Below are 16,086 nucleotides of genomic sequence, written 5' to 3'. Positions count from 1 at the left end.
ACTAATATTGGTAAATTTGCGGCCTGATAAATCGGTTACTTGTCCCCTGATATGCATTAAAGCTGGATTCTTTTCAAGCATCTCTGCTACAGCTTCATGATTTCCACAAACAACATGATGGAGAAATTTTCTGGCCTCGTGTAACGGCGCTAAGTGTTGATTTGTTCGGAACAAATTATGATTACTTGTTGAGGTCATAGAAAGGGCTAGAAACTCTTTAGTGGGTAAAAAACTTTAAATGTATACCGTATTTGTCAGAGGATATTAAGGCAAGCTTTGGCATTCTTATCCGAAAATGAAAAATTTGAATTTAATCCTCATAAACTACGACATATCTTTTTAAAAAAGTAACCAATAAACATGGGGTGCATTTTGCTCAAGAGCTAAGTGGAAATGTATCAATAAAAGAAATATTTCGTTATTCCAAGCCAAGATGAAATGCAGGAAACCATAGAAGAACTATTTTCATAAAATGGGTATTAGAAGTGAATAATACATCTTATTGGGTATATGTTATTCTGCGATAACAATACTTATTATACGGTTTATATGGACAATCTTGAAAAACATTATCAATCATATACTGGTAAATACACACGAAGTTAAAAGCCAATAGTAGGGGAGGGCGATGGCTATTCTAATCACCCCGAATCTCAAATAGATCTTGTAGGTCTATGTGTCGATTATATTGATTGAAATTTTTCCAGGGATTTTCTTTTTTCCCTAAGCGTAGAAATATGTTCTTCAAATGATAAGATTGGGGATTTAACGAAGAATCATTCAGCTCCTCCCATTCTAGTGGTGTTGCTACTGGAGCTCCTTTTAGAGCTCGTAAAGAATAAGGTGTTATTGCAGTCATGGCGTAATCATTACGTAAAAAATCAATAAATACTTTATTTCCACGTTTATTTTTTCTTTGTTCTAAAGTAGTTATTTTTGGGTATTGTTTGTGTAGTTTTTTTGCTATTTTTCTTGATATTTCTTTAATTCTATCAAATTTGTGGTGCGCCTTAAGTGGCATATGAACATGAAGACCATGAGAACCAGTTGTTTTGACAAAGGTTGTGATACCATATTCATCCAATAGCTTTTTTAAAGCAAAAGCTACTTCACGAACCTTTTTAAAATCATTATCTTGGGGATCAAAATCAAATATAATTTGGTCGGGCTTTTCAATAGAAGATATTGTGGATAGTGAACTATGTAATTCAAGAACATCTTGTCCTGCCAGATAAACTAATGCTTTTTTAGAGCTAATACCTGTCATTTTCATTTCAGAATCATTTTGTATGGTTGGTACAATAAATTCTTCAATGAAATCAGGAAAATAATCAGGACGATGTTTGTTATAAAAGCCTTCTTGGGTAATCCCATCAGGATATCGTTTGAGAGTTATGGGTCTTTTTTGTACAAAAGGTAGAAGATACTCAGAGATTTTATAAAAATATTCTACGACTTCTTTTTTGGATATCTCGTCATCTGGATAAAGTAGTTTATCTGCGTGAGATATATCAATGCCTGCAATGTTCATAGTGACTCACTCTAAAATGGTACATATTCCCTATTTTGATTTATCTTCTCGATGTACATCTTTTGCATCCTTGTCATTACGAAGACCCAAAAAACGAGGATGTCTTAATTTTCCACGTCGCGTCCACTCTGTAAAACCGATTTCAGCAACAAGATTAGGTTTTAGCCAATGGACATTCTTTTCTGGCTCATCATATGTACTAAAAGGACAAGATTCTTGTTCCTCATTTTTCATTTTTTTGGATAAAAAATTAAGAAAATCATCATTAAAACCAGTTCCCACGCGGCCTGCAAATTTTAATTTTGTATTTTCATAATAACCAATTAATAAAGCACCAAAACCAGTGCGAGTACCATGGGGCTCTGTATAACCTCCAATAACAAATTCTTGTTGGTTTATGCATTTAAATTTTAACCATTTATTAGATCGGCTATATTGATAGGACGCAGCTGCATCTTTCGCAATCAGACCTTCCCAACCTTTTTCACACGCAACCTTGAAGTACTTTTCTCCTTCTTTATTGCGATGAGAAAGATAACGAATGGGGGATTTATAGTTAAAAGCAGCTTTGAGTAACGCTTTACGTTTACGAAGGGGCAATTTTTCTAATCCATATTCTTCATAATAGATAAAATCAAAGACGTAAGCATAAACGGGATATTTTTTAATTAATTCTTGAGTTGGTTTTTTGGCGTGCATTCGATGTTGTAATTGTTCAAAACTTGTTATTTTGTTCTTAAATGCAACCAATTCACAATCAATAATAAAATTGCCCTGAAAATCAGTTAAAGCTTCAGCTATTTCAGGATAAAATTCTTTTTGTTCCACATGATTTCGTGAAATCATACTGATTTCATGATTTTTTTTATATAAAAGACAGCGTTGTCCATCAAGTTTTGGCTCATAGATCCACTGCTCATCTGAAAAGTAATCTTCAGTAAGCGTCGCTAACATAGGGGAGATATGCTTATTTTGTTCTCTCTTATCCAATAACATTTTCATTTTATTGGATAATTGTTTGAATAATTTATTCATTTTCTTTCTCATCTTTAGCAATTTCATCTAAAGAACGACCAGTTAATACTGAATTTGGTTTCGTGCTGACCGGATTTTTCCGAGCATCAGCTTGATCATCATCGAGTTTGAAAATTATCCATTGTTCCTTATCTTTTTTGAAATTGGTACGAGTCATGGCATAACCTCCTTTTATTTTTTCTCCATAGAGGTAGAATTTTAAAGAACCTTCTTTTAATGCTTTTAGCATTGATTTTTTATCTTCATCATCAATAATTGGTTCATAATGACCATAGTCCCATACCATAACTGTTCCAGCACCATACTCTCCTTTAGGAATAATACCCTCAAATTTGGCATAATCGAGTGGATGATCTTCTGTACGAATGGCCAATCTTTTCTTATTAGCTGCTGTTGAAAGTCCTTTAGGAATAGCCCAAGAGACTAATACATTATTCATTTGTAAACGAAAATCATAATGCAAGTGGCTGGCATCATGCTTTTGAATGACGAAGATAGTGTCATTTTTTTTCTTTTTTTCAGTACCTCTGGGCTCTTGGGTTTTCCTAAAGTCTCTTTTTTGCCGATAAGATTTTAATTTTTTGTTTGTAGACATGATTCAATCCTTTTTTTGGAAGATCAATACATTGTCTCGTTACTTCAAATGAACAGTGTGAATTCTAAATAATTTATAAATAAATTTATTAGTTAATCAGTTGGATTTCAATAAAATAATCTGAACTGTATGACGACTTATATGAATTTCATTTGTAGTTTATAGGTAATTTTTGTACAGTCACGGTAATTCTTTAGGTAAAGAGGTCAAGTTAAATACTGGATTTCCATTGGGCTTATCTTAGCAATTTGCTTATTGACCTGAGTTAATAACAAGCCTAGCGAGCGCTATAACCACTCAATTTAAGTAGTGATTTACAGGTATCCTGACTCGCCTCGTAATATGAATTAGTATTGTAAATTTAAGTATTCTGTTCAAAAATGGCTGCATTTATTATCTGCAAACAAATGCAACCAAATAGGCTTCGATACTATTTTTTCATCACATACTGTGAAAGGGATTCTTCAACATTGTCTTGATTAAAGCATAGAGATTTTTTTTCTGCCCATAATCCAAATTCTGATTTAGAGATATTGGTAGTTGTCACATCTTTATCAGATAGCCATAAAGCATTGGCTACTTTTTTATCAGCTAGTTGTTTAGATTCAACTTTAAGATGTTGTAAGAAAAAAGGATATGGGGAATGAGGTTTCAACAAATTAACTAGGTCTGAATGCTCAAATTTTTTTGCAAAATCGAGAGCTGTTTTGCCATCATTGGTTTTAGCATTTTTATCAGCACCAATACTAATAAGCCATTTACCAACTTCTGCTTGCTCTTTTTCAAAATAACCTTTTCTAACACCACAAGCAGCACTATGCAAAGGAGTAAAGCCAAACTGGTCCTGGATATTGATATCAGCACCATTTGCTACGAGAATTTTACTTGCTTCTAAGGCTCCAGAGAATGCCAGGTCACCTAGGTAACTTTTAGAAATATGAGCCGTTTCGTTTAAATCAAGTCCAGCCTCTATGAAAAGTTTTACGATTCTTTCAAAGGTTTCTAATGGATAGTGATCGTGATAGGGTGGAACACGCAGCAAAGATTCGCAAAATGGCGTAAGTCCACAATTATTGACTGCGTCTATTTTTGCTCCATTTTTCAATAAAAACTCAATTATTTCAACCTGTCCCTTAATTACTGCTAGATGCAAAGGAGTATTTCCTGCAACATTAGGTGAATGTATTAGATCGGGAAACGCTTGTACTAATCGCATTACTTCATCAAGTTTCCCATCACGGCTAGCAGTTAGAAGGTTATCTTCTAAACGAGCACTTTCTTCTACAGTAGATCGATACATCAGTAAATACCTCAACTCAAAAATAAGGAATTTTACTGCTTTAATATAAACATGTAACCTGTCTATTTTTGCCAGGTTATAAGAATTATTCAAATTTTATTCTTATTGATACGAGGATTTAATTTCCAAAAATTGCACTAATTATTGCCTAGAAATAACTGATCTTTAAATTTGTAAACGTTGTATCTCAAAAACACATGTTTTTGTTCACAAATTGATTAATGGGTACTATGGTATTCACTAAGTTGTTATTAATGACGCCTGTTTCATCGAATATTTGCAATTTTCTATGCTTTAAAACAGTTTGATCCTTTTGCAAAATAGTTTGAGAAAACTGAGGAGACACTAAATCCTGGACGGTTTTATTATAAGCATCGTTTAATGAAAGTAAACCAGCAGAAGCTAAACAGGGTTCATTCGCTTGTTTAATACGGCTTCCATGATCCAGTATATAAACATTGAAGGGCAAACGCATAATAGACTGAATGTTGGGTGCATGACGATGATGAGTGTTTTCTGAACTCAGTGTTACACCATTTTTATAGGATTTTAGAAAACAATTAGGTCGCATGATGAAATCTCATTCATTTCTGGATAGCTATATTAAGGCCAGATAAGACAACAAGCTATCTTTATAGACTGGTTGAGTAGGATTGAATAACATTAGCAAGTTCTTGAGATGTTGAAATTAACTCGAGCTTTTCCGTTGCAAGCTTAATCCAAGCATCACCAATACAGTTTATTGTCATAATCTTAGCAGCCCAACCAGCAATCAACATCATATATGCTGATAATTTTCCTCCAGAAACCATACGATAATTTTTCGCTGCAGTAAGAAATGTTTTATATTCTGCTGGATTATCAATTAAGCTTTCTGTCCTTTTCATCAAATCAATCGATTCTTCAAATGAAAGCTGTTCATTTTCTTGTAATTTAGCAACTAATGCGATCATCTCGTTGCAAGCCTTTTTAAAATCAATAGGATAGTCTAAATGTTGTGATAATTTTGTTTCGATATTTTGATGAAGCTGACGTAATGATTGATATAAATTATTACGCATAATACTTTTTATAGAATTAAAAATACGTTGCTCTAAATTCTTCTCAGCATCAGGCGTACGATTTTCACCACCTAAAAACATTACCTGCTCTACAACATTTGCAGCATCAAATTGATGGCGGCCTACTTTTCCCAAAGGATAATTATTAAAATCGTAACCTTCGTCATAGTTTCGGATCTGAAGATTGTCTGACAAAAATAGATAATCCATGTCATCACTAGTTGCATATGCATCCCAATTTATCTTCAAGCGTAACAGAAATTTTTCATTAAAATTATGAGCTAATTCTTGGGCTAAATAAGGACACTGGCTTGTAATTAATTCTAAAGGGGCTGTCGTTGATGTAGAGGTATAAAAAGAAACTAGCTTTTTAGCTTCAGACTCAATCGACATAAGTTCTAATTTAAAATAAAACGCTGTCATTACATCATCTTTTTGATAAGATAACCGTTCCTTAGCATCGCCAATATTATTCTTTGCAGCATAATGTAGTATCAATCGAGGCATGCAATCATTCGAGTGGATATCAATTTTCTTGTATCGATTATAGATAGCCTCCATTTGATCTTTTGGCGGTTCAGGAAGAAAAGACAACGTTACAAATTCTATAATATCTTTAGCTCCACCAAGATGAGATAACGGTATTGCGTCGCCAAATCCACCTGATTTTGCCTCATTTGTATTCCCTGTGAGTCTTAAACCTAAATTACTTTTAGCTAAAGGCACGAGATCTTGTGAGGTAAATAATGGCATATATGATCCAATATAATAATCTTTGACTAAAAAATGTGATATTACCAGAAAATAGATTTATGTGGAATTATGGTCAGTTAAGTCGAAAAACTGACTGAAACTTGGAAACTAGAGATCAAAATAGAAAAATTGATTTATTTTTAGACTGAGCATTTTTGGGGGTTCCTAACCAGAACCCCTTAAGGATTATCAAGGTCTCTTAATGATCTTAATTAGCTTATTTTTACTTCATCAGCATAGAATACAAATAGTGGCCGAGCATACTTGAAGTGAGCTTTCACAAAATATCCCACAGCATAAAATGGTAATTTGTTTACCCAAATTCCTTAATGAAACCATTTTGTTTTATTGGATTGTCTAAGCAGGGCAAAACCAATCTGTTTTATAACTGTAAATATCTGGTTTATACAAAACTGTTTGTAAACAAGTTTTTTTCTTTCCATTACTTTCAATATAAACTTTGTTTGAAAAAGCAATATGATCACTGTAACTAATACTATCTGTATTATTTATAAAGGTACCTTTTAATATAAGGATATTATTATCTGTAATATCAAAACTCATATCTTGATACAGATAAATAGTAACTGATTCAAGAACGCCAAATATTCCGCCTTTAAGCGGTATAGGATTTGATCGTGTTCCTATGTAATCAGAATCGTATGCATAAAGAGACATGCTAATAAAAACTGGGAGAATATACTTTGTAATATGCATTTTATATCCTTATAAATTGTCAACAACCGAATCAGTGCCCATGCAGTGAGACTTATTGCAAATTGTATCATCGCTTACAATAGTATTAAATACTGTATACGAAAATAGGATTAAATCAGGAGCTAGCCCAGAAATTATTCCCGGTTATAGAAAATTATGCTATCTGTGATTTTGAATTTGCCTGTGTGGATGATTTTTTACTATTTTGGGAAGCCACAACTCAAGGCAAATATAATCGCGAAAATCTTTCCGCTGATAGTTATAACTCCTTACTTAGAAAATATCCGTCTAAAATACAATTATTTGGAGATGAAACACTTAGTGTTTTATGCCACTCTGTAGAAAGTTAAAGATGTTAGGTTTTTTTATCTAGAATAGAGCTTTTCTCAGAATTAACACTTTTGGTGGTTATTCCAGTGCGCTAGGCAAAGCTGCACATAACTTGCGGGTGAAAGTCCTGTCGCAGAAGATAAATCAGATCGCTGCGTAGCGAGTCTTGCATTTTCTAAGGTAACGAAGAAGATGAAGCGTAGACAGCGAAATATTCGAGCCGAAAAGGAGTTGAACGCTGGTTAATAGCTCCGAAATCCACTAGTCGTTTGGTGCCGATACCATTGGAAGAGTAGCAGGCAACAGCTACTTGATGGTCAAACTGATAAATCCATCAAATAGCACCAGCCGGAGTTGTAAGCGTTGGCGAGTTTATAAAGTTATGTGTGGAACCTAGGAGATCCACTGCTTCTCCATGGAGGGAGTATCTGAGGCGCAAGTGCAAAACACGAGGCCTTGGAAATGAGTCAGATGGAAGTCGGAGTCGGTCATATTAGTGATGAAGCGGGGTAACGCCTGTGGAGCGAAGGGCTGGCAGATAGATCGAGCGTAAAGAGAGAAACAATGACTGTACACAGCAACGACAGACCATCATGGTTAACGAAACTTGAGCGCATAGGCGAGCTATCAGGGAAAGACAAGCCAATCTTATTTAACAATCTGGGACACTTGTTAAACTCTGATATGCTAAAAGAACAGTTCCGAAGGCTAGACGGGAATAAAGCCATTGGTATCGATAAAATCAGCAAGGAAGCTTATGGTGAGAAGCTAGATGAAAATATCAAAGCACTCATCAAAAAGTTACGCAGAAGGACCTACAGACCGAAACCAGCAAGAATAACGGAAATACCGAAAGAAGATGGCAGTACAAGGCCCTTAGCTATATCTTGTTTAGAAGACAAGCTAGTTCAGTTGTCAGTCAGTACAATACTGAACAAGATCTACGAGCCTTTATTCTTAGCCTGTTCCTATGGGTATAGGCCAGGAAAGAACTGTCATACGGCATTAAAGGCACTAAGCCAAGCAACCTACAGAAATCCAAAGGGTGCTATAGTGGAAATCGATATACGTAAGTACTTCAACTCAATTCCACATGGAGTGATCATGAAGTTACTGCGAAATAAAATAACAGATAACCGCTTCCTAAGGCTAATCGAGGTATTGATTACGGCACCTATTCTGGAAGGAGAGCAGGAAGTTAAGAACTCGCGCGGTTGTCCAGCGGGTTCTATCTTATCGCCAATTTTGGCCAATGTATATCTACATTACCTAATTGATGAGTGGTTCACTGCCATTGCAGAAACCCATATCAGGGGACAGGCTGAGTTGATCCGCTTTGCGGATGATATGGTCTTCGTGTTTGAAAAGCAAAGTGAAGCGCAACGATTTTATGAAGTGCTACCCAAGCGTCTTGCTCGAGGTGGGTTAGAAATGCATGCGGACAAATCCCAAGTAATACCAGCGGGACGAATTGCAGCAAAACAAGCCTCAGAAGAAGGTGCTAGATTGCCGACGTTTAATTTCCTAGGCTTTACCTGCTACTGGGGCATGGCGAGGAAAGGCTTTTGGCGGTTGAAATATACAAGCCGTAAAGATCGATTCGCAGCTAAACTCAGAGGGCTGAGGGAGTATCTCTGGGAAAATCTAAACGTAAAAGACACAAACGAGGTAATTCGGACGGTCATCAGGGTAGTGAGAGGATGGGTCAATTACCACGGAGTGTCGGACAATAAAAGGCGAATTGGGCAATTTCTGGAGCGGACAAAACGTATACTACTGCAGTGGCTAAATCGCCGTGGGGGTAAGCGAAGGGTGACATGGAAAAAGCTGTTGCAAGTACTACAAGCCGAAGGGTTTCCAAAATACTGGAAAACGGTATCGATGTTCTGAACAACGCTGAAATATGTGTGGGGACACTGATCTATCGGGAGCCGGATGCGGTAGTTCCGCAAGTCCGGTTCTGAGGAGGGTTCGGTCGGAGTGATCTGGCCGTTCTACTCACCCACGACCCCTAATTGGCTCATGAATTAGAAGTAATTAAAAAAATTAATCGCTTAAACAGTAAGTTATATTGTTTTGAAAGTTCTTAAAAGTTCTTATTTGATTTAATAACCTTTAAGAACTTATCTAATTGATAAGTATTATTTAGATATATTTAATACTTCTTAAATACATTAAGAACTTTTAAGAAGATTATGTCACAAACTGAAGCTCAAGTACTTGTTTATGAAGAAAATTCCCATTTTGCGCATGCATTGAGAGCGGCCTTAGACGTAAGAAAAGATACTATTAAAGTAATATTTGCTGGAAGTTCTGAAACCACATTAAGGCGAATGTTTGGTGTTGCATCAGAGCCATTTTATAATTGGGCTCCACTAGAACCATTTGAATTGTTGGGTAAAGATTTTGTTAGGGCAGAAATAGGCTAAATTTATAAGGGGATCATACATCAATTGGAGGTCACACCCATGGCCATCCCAATGATCCACACTATTTTTTCCTCTTCGTTGTAACGCCCAAACCGTGTAATCCAATCGGAATGGCGTTAGAGGAAATAAAGAAGAGGTATTCATGAATAAAAAATTATCCTTTCACACACACAATAGGGAGCAATCGGGCTACTTTCTTAGTTAAACCGGAGTCTTGTGCGGCATCGACAACAAAATCCACATTTTTATAAGCTCCAGGAGCTTCTTCTGCCACTCCTCGGTAAGAACGGCTGCGAATCAAAATGCCTTGTTGTGCTAATTGAGTTATTATTTCTCGCCCTTGCCATTGTTTTGTTGCTTGATGTCGACTCATGGCACGTCCTGCACCATGACATGCTGAACCAAAAGACTTATTTTCAGCATTCGCTGCTCCTGCTAAAACATAAGAAGCCGTTCCCATGCTGCCACCAATGATGACAGGTTGACCTACATGACTAAAAGAAGCAGTTAATTGGGGATGACCTGGTCCAAAAGCTCGTGTAGCACCTTTACGATGCACGAATAAACGCTTTGGTTTACCTTCTATCAGATGCGTTTCTTCTTTACAGGTATTATGCGATACATCATAGATAAGTCTTATTTTGGTGCCAGGTATCTCATCTTGAAAAACTTCGCGCATAAAATGGGTAATGATTTCACGGTTCGCTAAGGCACAATTAATTCCAGCACGCATAGCTCCTAAATAGCGTTCACCCATTGAGGAATAAATAGGCGCGCAAGCTAACTCCCGATCGATTAATTGAATTCCATGTTGTTGCGCGTAAATTAACATGGAACGTAGAAAATCGGTTCCAATTTGATGACCTAAACCACGCGAACCGCAGTGAATGCTCACAACTACATCACCCTGAGCTAAACCAAATGCTGCAGCTGATTTTTCGCAGTATATCTTGCTTACTTCTTGTATCTCTAAGTAATGGTTACCTGATCCTAAAGTACCCATTTCATTTTTTTGACGTTTTTTTGCATGTTCTGAAACATGCTCTGGTAATGCTCCCTCAACACAACCATAATCTTCAATACGCTCTAAATCTTCCTGATCTCCATATCCTTGCTTGACTGCCCAAACAGCACCGCCACGTAACATATCATCCATTTGTTTCAAAGTCAGATTAATGCGACTTTTGCTGCCTACACCAGCTGGAATATGGGCGAATAAAGCATCCGCAAGTTGCTCTTTATAAGGTTCAAATTCTTCACGTTTAAGTCCAGTGGTTAAGAGCCTTACCCCACAAGAAATATCAAAACCGACTCCTCCTGCAGATACGATTCCTTCATTCTCAGGATCAAAGGCCGCAACTCCACCAATAGGAAATCCATATCCCCAATGAGCATCAGGCATTGCATAGGAGCCACAAACAATTCCTGGTAACGTAGCTACATTGGACACTTGTTCATACACTTTCATATCCATATCGCGCAACAGGCTTTCCGAAGCAAAAATAAATCCAGGCACTCGCATCCTTCTATGCTTGGGAATTCGCCATTCAAAATCACTGATTTTTTCTAACAAATTTAAGTCCATCGTTTTGCCTTATTTCCTAAAAAAGGTGCATTGCAATTGATTATTGTAGAATTATACATCAACTACACATTGTGCTATCCAAGTTTGATTATTTTGATGAACTTTTAATTCAGTAAAAGTAGCTCCTTTAACTTCCACTGCGGGTTGATGCCGGGTAATGTCCACTTGTTCTCCTGCTATTATAGCAGTTAACTTCAATCCTTTAATCGTGACATCAAACTGACTAAAAAGCATCTTATGGATTGCCATGTTATAAATAATGGCATTTAACCAGTCAACGAATAAAATTTCTTGATTGGGGGCCTCGCAGTGTATATGAAACTTTTTTAGCGGTTGAATTAATTGTGAATGGGTAATAACATGGGTCAGCGCAAGAGCCCCCATTGCGAACGCTTCAGATAAAGTAGAACCAAAACCTCTCACACCTATGTCGGATTCATGAGAAAAATGCTCCCATTTTTTTTGAGCAATCAATTTAGATCCTTAATTTTATCGTTGTTATAAATGCCTCATAGGCATATCCATTTTGTATTTCTACCGTCTCGCATAAGTTGCAATAGAGAGAAGAACCATACCCATACCTATAGTTTGGCCTGTGGTTAAGTGCTCACCAAGTACTATCCATGCAAGAATTACTGTAGCTAATGGCATTACCGCTGTGGATAAAGAAGCCATTACTCCATCTACTTGTTGACAGCCAAGATACCAAAAAACATAAAAAAGACCTGTACTTAAGCCTAAAACAAATAAAATGAGCCAATCAAAAAAGTGAATCGATAAATTATCCCAAGGGCAAAAAAACAGGCAAAACAACAATAATATAGCATTTATTGCGTTAAGTAAGGAGGAAATTAAAAATACAGGAAGCGAGGGAGTATGCATTTTACTTAAAATATAGTAAGTTGCCTCGGGTATAAGAGAAAGCAAAACAAGCATATCTCCCAAAAATGAATGGCTTGCTTGGACACCGTTTAATTTATCACATCCAATAATGGCTAGGCCTAAAGTTGCAAACCCCACACAAATAATTTTTTTCCCTGATATTTTTTCACTAAGAATAATCCAAGACATGAGTGCAATAAGTGCAGGTAATGCACTGGTAATAATACCAGCAACATTGGCATCAGTGTATTGCAGCCCTCCTAACATAAAGAAATTAAAAAGCACTCCTGCAGAAAGCGCTTGTGCGATTATAAAAAACCAATCTTTTTGTTTTAATTTAGAAAAATAATAGCTCATTGAGATTTTTTTGGATGGAGTGAGCCAATGCAAAAAAAATAAAATAATAGCGGCTAGTGTAAATCGTAGTGTTAATATAAACAGAATTGGGATTGACGACAGCACATATTTAGAAGCAACAATATTCACGCCTACCATAATCTGAGCCAGAATAAGAAAGCACATACCTTGCAGAAAATAGGTGGTAGATTTGTTCATCAACATCTCTAATTGTTGCTAATTGAGAAGATTAGTTTAACAGAGTTACATGCAGAAATAGTTATCCATTTTCTGCATTTTTTTGCTGTTTAACGCTATTGTATCATAAATGACTTTATAGACTGAATGGTTCCAGGAATAGGCCGGATCTTATAAGATCATTATCTCGAAATCACATTAAATTAAGGGCAGCAAAATGAATTGCTTAAGGCGGTTGTTTCAATTCCAATCCGATGTCTTTTTATTTTTTATTCTTTTATTCATTATTGCTACTGCTCATGCAGAATTAAATGAAAAACCGTTTGTTATCATGACTTTTAATATTGAAAATGGCGGAACACAAATTGATTTTAATCAGGTGGTTAAAGCAATTAAACAATCTAAAGCGGATGTAGTGGGTATTCAAGAGGCGTGGGGGAATATTAAGCGTTTAGCAAAAGCATTAAATTGGCATTATGATCCATATCAACATGTTATTTCACGATTTCCATTATATAAAACAGCACCGCAACAAAGATTTGTCTTAATTGAAATAAAACCGAAACAATTTGTTGCTGTAGCCAATGTGCATTTACCTGATGAACCCTATGGTCCCGATCTCATTAAGCAAGGTTTTGATGCAAGAACTGTTCGTAAAAACGAATTGAAAATACGTTTGCCAGAAATAAAACCTGTCATTGATCAATTAGCAGCTTTAGCCAAAAAAGGCGTGCCTGTATTTTTAACAGGTGATTTCAATTCACCTTCTCATTTGGATTGGTCTCATGCCACACTACAGAAACAACGCAATCACCGTTATGTGATGAATTGGCCTGTGACTCAATATGCAGCAAATAAAGGTTTTATAGATTCATACAGACAAATATTCCCTAATGCTTACCAATATCCAAGTATTACCTGGCCTGCGAAACGAGCAGCAGTAAAAAGTTCCATCGATAATTACAATCCTTCCTATAAAGACTTACCTGATCGTATTGATTTTATTTTTTCTTCAGGTCCTGTCCAAGTAATTAACAGCCAACTCATCGGTGAGAAAAATGGCGAGAATGTGGGTCTTTCTCTTACTCCTTGGCCATCAGATCATCGCGCAATCGTTTCACGTTTTAAAGTTAAGGCATCTCATTTTCCGATACAACACATGAAACTATTTCTTGTAAAAGGAGAATATCAAAATAAAAAGCCTCAGATTTTGGTCTCAAAAAAATCACTAAAATCGGGTGAGTCCTTTAAGATTATCTGGAAAAATGCACCTGGGTATTACTATGATTATATAAGTATTTCTCCTAAAGATAGGAATAGAACAATGAATGAAACCGTTCGTCTTTATACTCAGGGGGAAATTAATGGCATTATTCAATATGCAAACAAAAACGTACAAGGAAATTGGATTAATTGGTACAAAGCTCATGCAAGTTGGCCACTTGCACCAGGAGCTTATGACGTAAAATTAATGTTGGATGACGGATATAATTCACTAGCAACGACGCAAATTATGATAAAGTGATTTAACAGAACTCCCCAATGTTCATGCTCGCTAGCAATGAACTTTCGTGTGCTAGCGAGCAACAAAACGTAAGTCGTAAAAATAGCTCATAGTCACATTGCAAAATTACTTATTTACTTTTGATAAAACGATTCCTAAGGTGGCAACAGTTCCCAATGCTAAAGCCCCTAATCCAATGTTTTTCATAGAAAAAAAGCTATATCGATTGGCTTCTTCTTTTTGTTGCTTAATGCTTTCTGGAGATGTATAAAAAGTTGGATGATTTAAAAGAGTTTTACCACTTGGGGTTATTGGTTTTCCTACAAGAGATGTAGCTTCAATTTCTGTGTAGCCTTCATCAATTAATTGACGGATTTTCTTATCTAGAAGCTTTTTTGTTGGTGATGCAGCTGTTCTTACATCAAGGAATTGATCATCAATTTTTCCGTTATCTTTTCCATCAGCCCATGAAACTTGTTTCCTCTCTTTTTTTGATAGTTCTGTCTTATCTAACTCAATTAGGGTAGATACATCTTGTTCATTTACCATTTAAATGCTCTCTCAATGTTATCAAAAATTTGACCAATGATAACAACGCATCATTAAGAAAATATTAAGACATTTGAAACAGATCTTCGCCATTTTCCCGATAAAAACAAGAAAGTTAATAGTTCTTGCTATTCGCCCTTATTTTTGGGCCAAAATTAACGAGCAGTAAAAGAAAGCAGGTTTTTCATCTCTATTTTCTTGAGTAATGGTAAAGCCAGCGTCAGTCAACATACGTCGGTAATCCTCGGTAGTTTTCATCACATGAGGTGTAAAATCATCGTGAAAAATATAACGGTATTCTGCAGAAAGACAGCGATCATGATTTTCTTCTTTATAGAATTCACAAATGCCTACAAGGCCATTTTTAGGCAGTGCTTGATAAGCCATAGCTAATAGTTTTCTATCAACTTTTTCATTCCAATCAAAGAGTACTCGGGTAAACAAAATGAGATCAAAGCCTACTGGAAAGGTATCTTCTTTAATAAAATCTCCCTCAATGACATGAACTCGATCGCTTAAATTTTTATCAGCAATCGCTTTTCTTGCTATTGAAGCCGGTTTAGGTAAGTTATAAACCGCAGCTTTTAAATGAGGATGTTCCCTAACAAAAGCACAAGCCATGGTCCCATCTCCACCTCCTACATCCAAAAGAGCTGTTACTTTTTTAAAATTAATGTGTTCTAAGATACAACGAATCGGTTGTTCTGCAGTGTTCATCATCCAATCTTCTAACCATACCACTTCTGTATCTTTTTTAGGAGGCCAGGAAACACTAGTTTTGACTTTCCCATAACGTAAGACGTCAGTAAGATTTTCTTCGGCAGCTACATTCCAGCTATTAAAGAAGAATTGCATGCTCCACCATTGATCACTGAGCATCCACTGATAAAATTCATCAGTTAATTTATAAACGGGTTCACCGTTTATTTCATTTTTTATTAAAAAATATTCACAACTAAGTAGATGAAGCCATTTTTGGGCTCTGATTGGCATCAAACCTAATTTTTCGATGATTTCTTGTTCTAAAACAAATTCATTTCTTTCAAATAAGGCAAATAGATTCAAATTAAACATTGCTTCCACGAGTTTTAATCGGGCACCGGTAGCAATAAGGGAAAAATAATTTTCGTAAAAATCATCTACACTTTTCGCATTTTTTCGTTTTATTGCATCTTTTTGTGCTATTAAATAGGTATGAGTGTCATGATGTTTTTTTTCAGGAGGAACGGCGAATAATCTTTTAAACCATGACATTATTGTTTTCATATAAAATAAATGTAG

At 35.9% G+C, this 16,086-nt stretch carries 15 protein-coding genes and 1 pseudogene; 3 read left to right on the top strand and 13 right to left on the bottom strand.

What is annotated here, in order from left to right; all coding sequences use genetic code 11:
• The 8 genes and pseudogenes from Lgra_RS18295 to Lgra_RS09715 all read right to left on the bottom strand — a co-directional run.
• A pseudogene (locus tag Lgra_RS18295) lies at positions 1-198 on the bottom strand (hypothetical protein); the annotation flags it as partial.
• Positions 199-637: 439 nt separating this feature from the next.
• Positions 638-1,531, bottom strand: a complete 894-nt coding sequence (ligD, locus tag Lgra_RS09745) for a non-homologous end-joining DNA ligase (protein WP_058499058.1) — start codon at positions 1,529-1,531, stop codon at positions 638-640.
• Positions 1,532-1,561: 30 nt separating this feature from the next.
• Positions 1,562-2,566 carry a non-homologous end-joining DNA ligase gene (gene ligD / locus Lgra_RS09740; RefSeq protein ID WP_083502889.1) on the bottom strand — a complete coding sequence of 335 codons (1,005 nt, stop codon included), beginning with the start codon at positions 2,564-2,566 and terminating at the stop codon, positions 1,562-1,564.
• Positions 2,559-3,161 (bottom strand): DNA polymerase ligase N-terminal domain-containing protein, encoded by a 603-nt coding sequence (locus tag Lgra_RS09735; protein ID WP_058499057.1) that lies wholly within the window; start codon positions 3,159-3,161, stop codon positions 2,559-2,561. Before Lgra_RS09735 ends, ligD (Lgra_RS09740) begins: the two co-directional genes overlap by 8 nt.
• Before the next feature lie 430 nt (positions 3,162-3,591).
• Entirely contained in the window at positions 3,592-4,554 is a 963-nt protein-coding gene (locus Lgra_RS09730) for an ankyrin repeat domain-containing protein (protein ID WP_131743534.1), read from the bottom strand.
• Between the two features lie 94 nt (positions 4,555-4,648).
• The gene (locus Lgra_RS09725; RefSeq protein WP_058499055.1) at positions 4,649-5,032 is read right to left on the bottom strand and encodes a hypothetical protein; all 384 of its coding nucleotides are present in this window, start codon (positions 5,030-5,032) and stop codon (positions 4,649-4,651) included.
• Positions 5,033-5,093: 61 nt separating this feature from the next.
• Entirely contained in the window at positions 5,094-6,248 is a 1,155-nt protein-coding gene (locus tag Lgra_RS09720) for a hypothetical protein (protein WP_238584415.1), read from the bottom strand.
• A gap of 384 nt (positions 6,249-6,632) precedes the next feature.
• Positions 6,633-6,992, bottom strand: a complete 360-nt coding sequence (locus Lgra_RS09715) for a hypothetical protein (protein WP_058499053.1) — start codon at positions 6,990-6,992, stop codon at positions 6,633-6,635.
• Positions 6,993-7,886: 894 nt separating this feature from the next.
• On the opposite strand from Lgra_RS09715, the gene ltrA reads away from it, so the two are divergent.
• Positions 7,887-9,212: a group II intron reverse transcriptase/maturase gene (gene ltrA / locus Lgra_RS09705; RefSeq protein WP_058499051.1), complete on the top strand. Its 1,326-nt coding sequence runs from the start codon at positions 7,887-7,889 to the stop codon at positions 9,210-9,212.
• Positions 9,213-9,517: 305 nt separating this feature from the next.
• Complete coding sequence (locus tag Lgra_RS09700; RefSeq protein ID WP_058499050.1) at positions 9,518-9,751, top strand: hypothetical protein; 234 nt, start codon at positions 9,518-9,520, stop codon at positions 9,749-9,751.
• Positions 9,752-9,905: 154 nt separating this feature from the next.
• Here Lgra_RS09700 and Lgra_RS09695 read toward each other — a convergent pair whose 3' ends face one another.
• The 3 genes from Lgra_RS09695 to Lgra_RS09685 are packed head-to-tail and all read right to left on the bottom strand — an operon-like array spanning position 9,906 to position 12,773.
• Positions 9,906-11,336, bottom strand: a complete 1,431-nt coding sequence (locus Lgra_RS09695; RefSeq protein ID WP_058499049.1) for an RtcB family protein — start codon at positions 11,334-11,336, stop codon at positions 9,906-9,908.
• A 51-nt stretch (positions 11,337-11,387) separates the two neighbouring features.
• Complete coding sequence (locus Lgra_RS09690; protein WP_058499048.1) at positions 11,388-11,810, bottom strand: archease; 423 nt, start codon at positions 11,808-11,810, stop codon at positions 11,388-11,390.
• Between the two features lie 60 nt (positions 11,811-11,870).
• Entirely contained in the window at positions 11,871-12,773 is a 903-nt protein-coding gene (locus Lgra_RS09685; protein ID WP_083502888.1) for a DMT family transporter, read from the bottom strand.
• 196 nt (positions 12,774-12,969) lie between these two features.
• Between Lgra_RS09685 and Lgra_RS09680 the strand changes: the two genes are divergently transcribed.
• On the top strand, positions 12,970-14,277 hold the full coding sequence (locus Lgra_RS09680; protein ID WP_058499046.1) for an endonuclease/exonuclease/phosphatase family protein: 1,308 nt from the start codon (positions 12,970-12,972) through the stop codon (positions 14,275-14,277).
• Between the two features lie 105 nt (positions 14,278-14,382).
• On the opposite strand, the gene Lgra_RS09675 is transcribed toward Lgra_RS09680, so the two are convergent.
• Together Lgra_RS09675 and Lgra_RS09670 are read right to left on the bottom strand one after the other, a co-directional pair.
• Positions 14,383-14,805, bottom strand: a complete 423-nt coding sequence (locus tag Lgra_RS09675) for a hypothetical protein (protein ID WP_058499045.1) — start codon at positions 14,803-14,805, stop codon at positions 14,383-14,385.
• 138 nt (positions 14,806-14,943) lie between these two features.
• Positions 14,944-16,059, bottom strand: coding sequence for a methyltransferase (locus Lgra_RS09670; RefSeq protein WP_165482870.1), 1,116 nt, complete (start codon positions 16,057-16,059; stop codon positions 14,944-14,946).
• Positions 16,060-16,086 lie beyond the last annotated feature (27 nt).

This window comes from Legionella gratiana (assembly GCF_001467695.1).
Taxonomy (GTDB): Bacteria; Pseudomonadota; Gammaproteobacteria; order Legionellales; family Legionellaceae; genus Legionella; species Legionella gratiana.
Note: the sequence above shows the minus strand (reverse complement) of the source record. Positions and strands in the feature narration are given on the sequence as shown.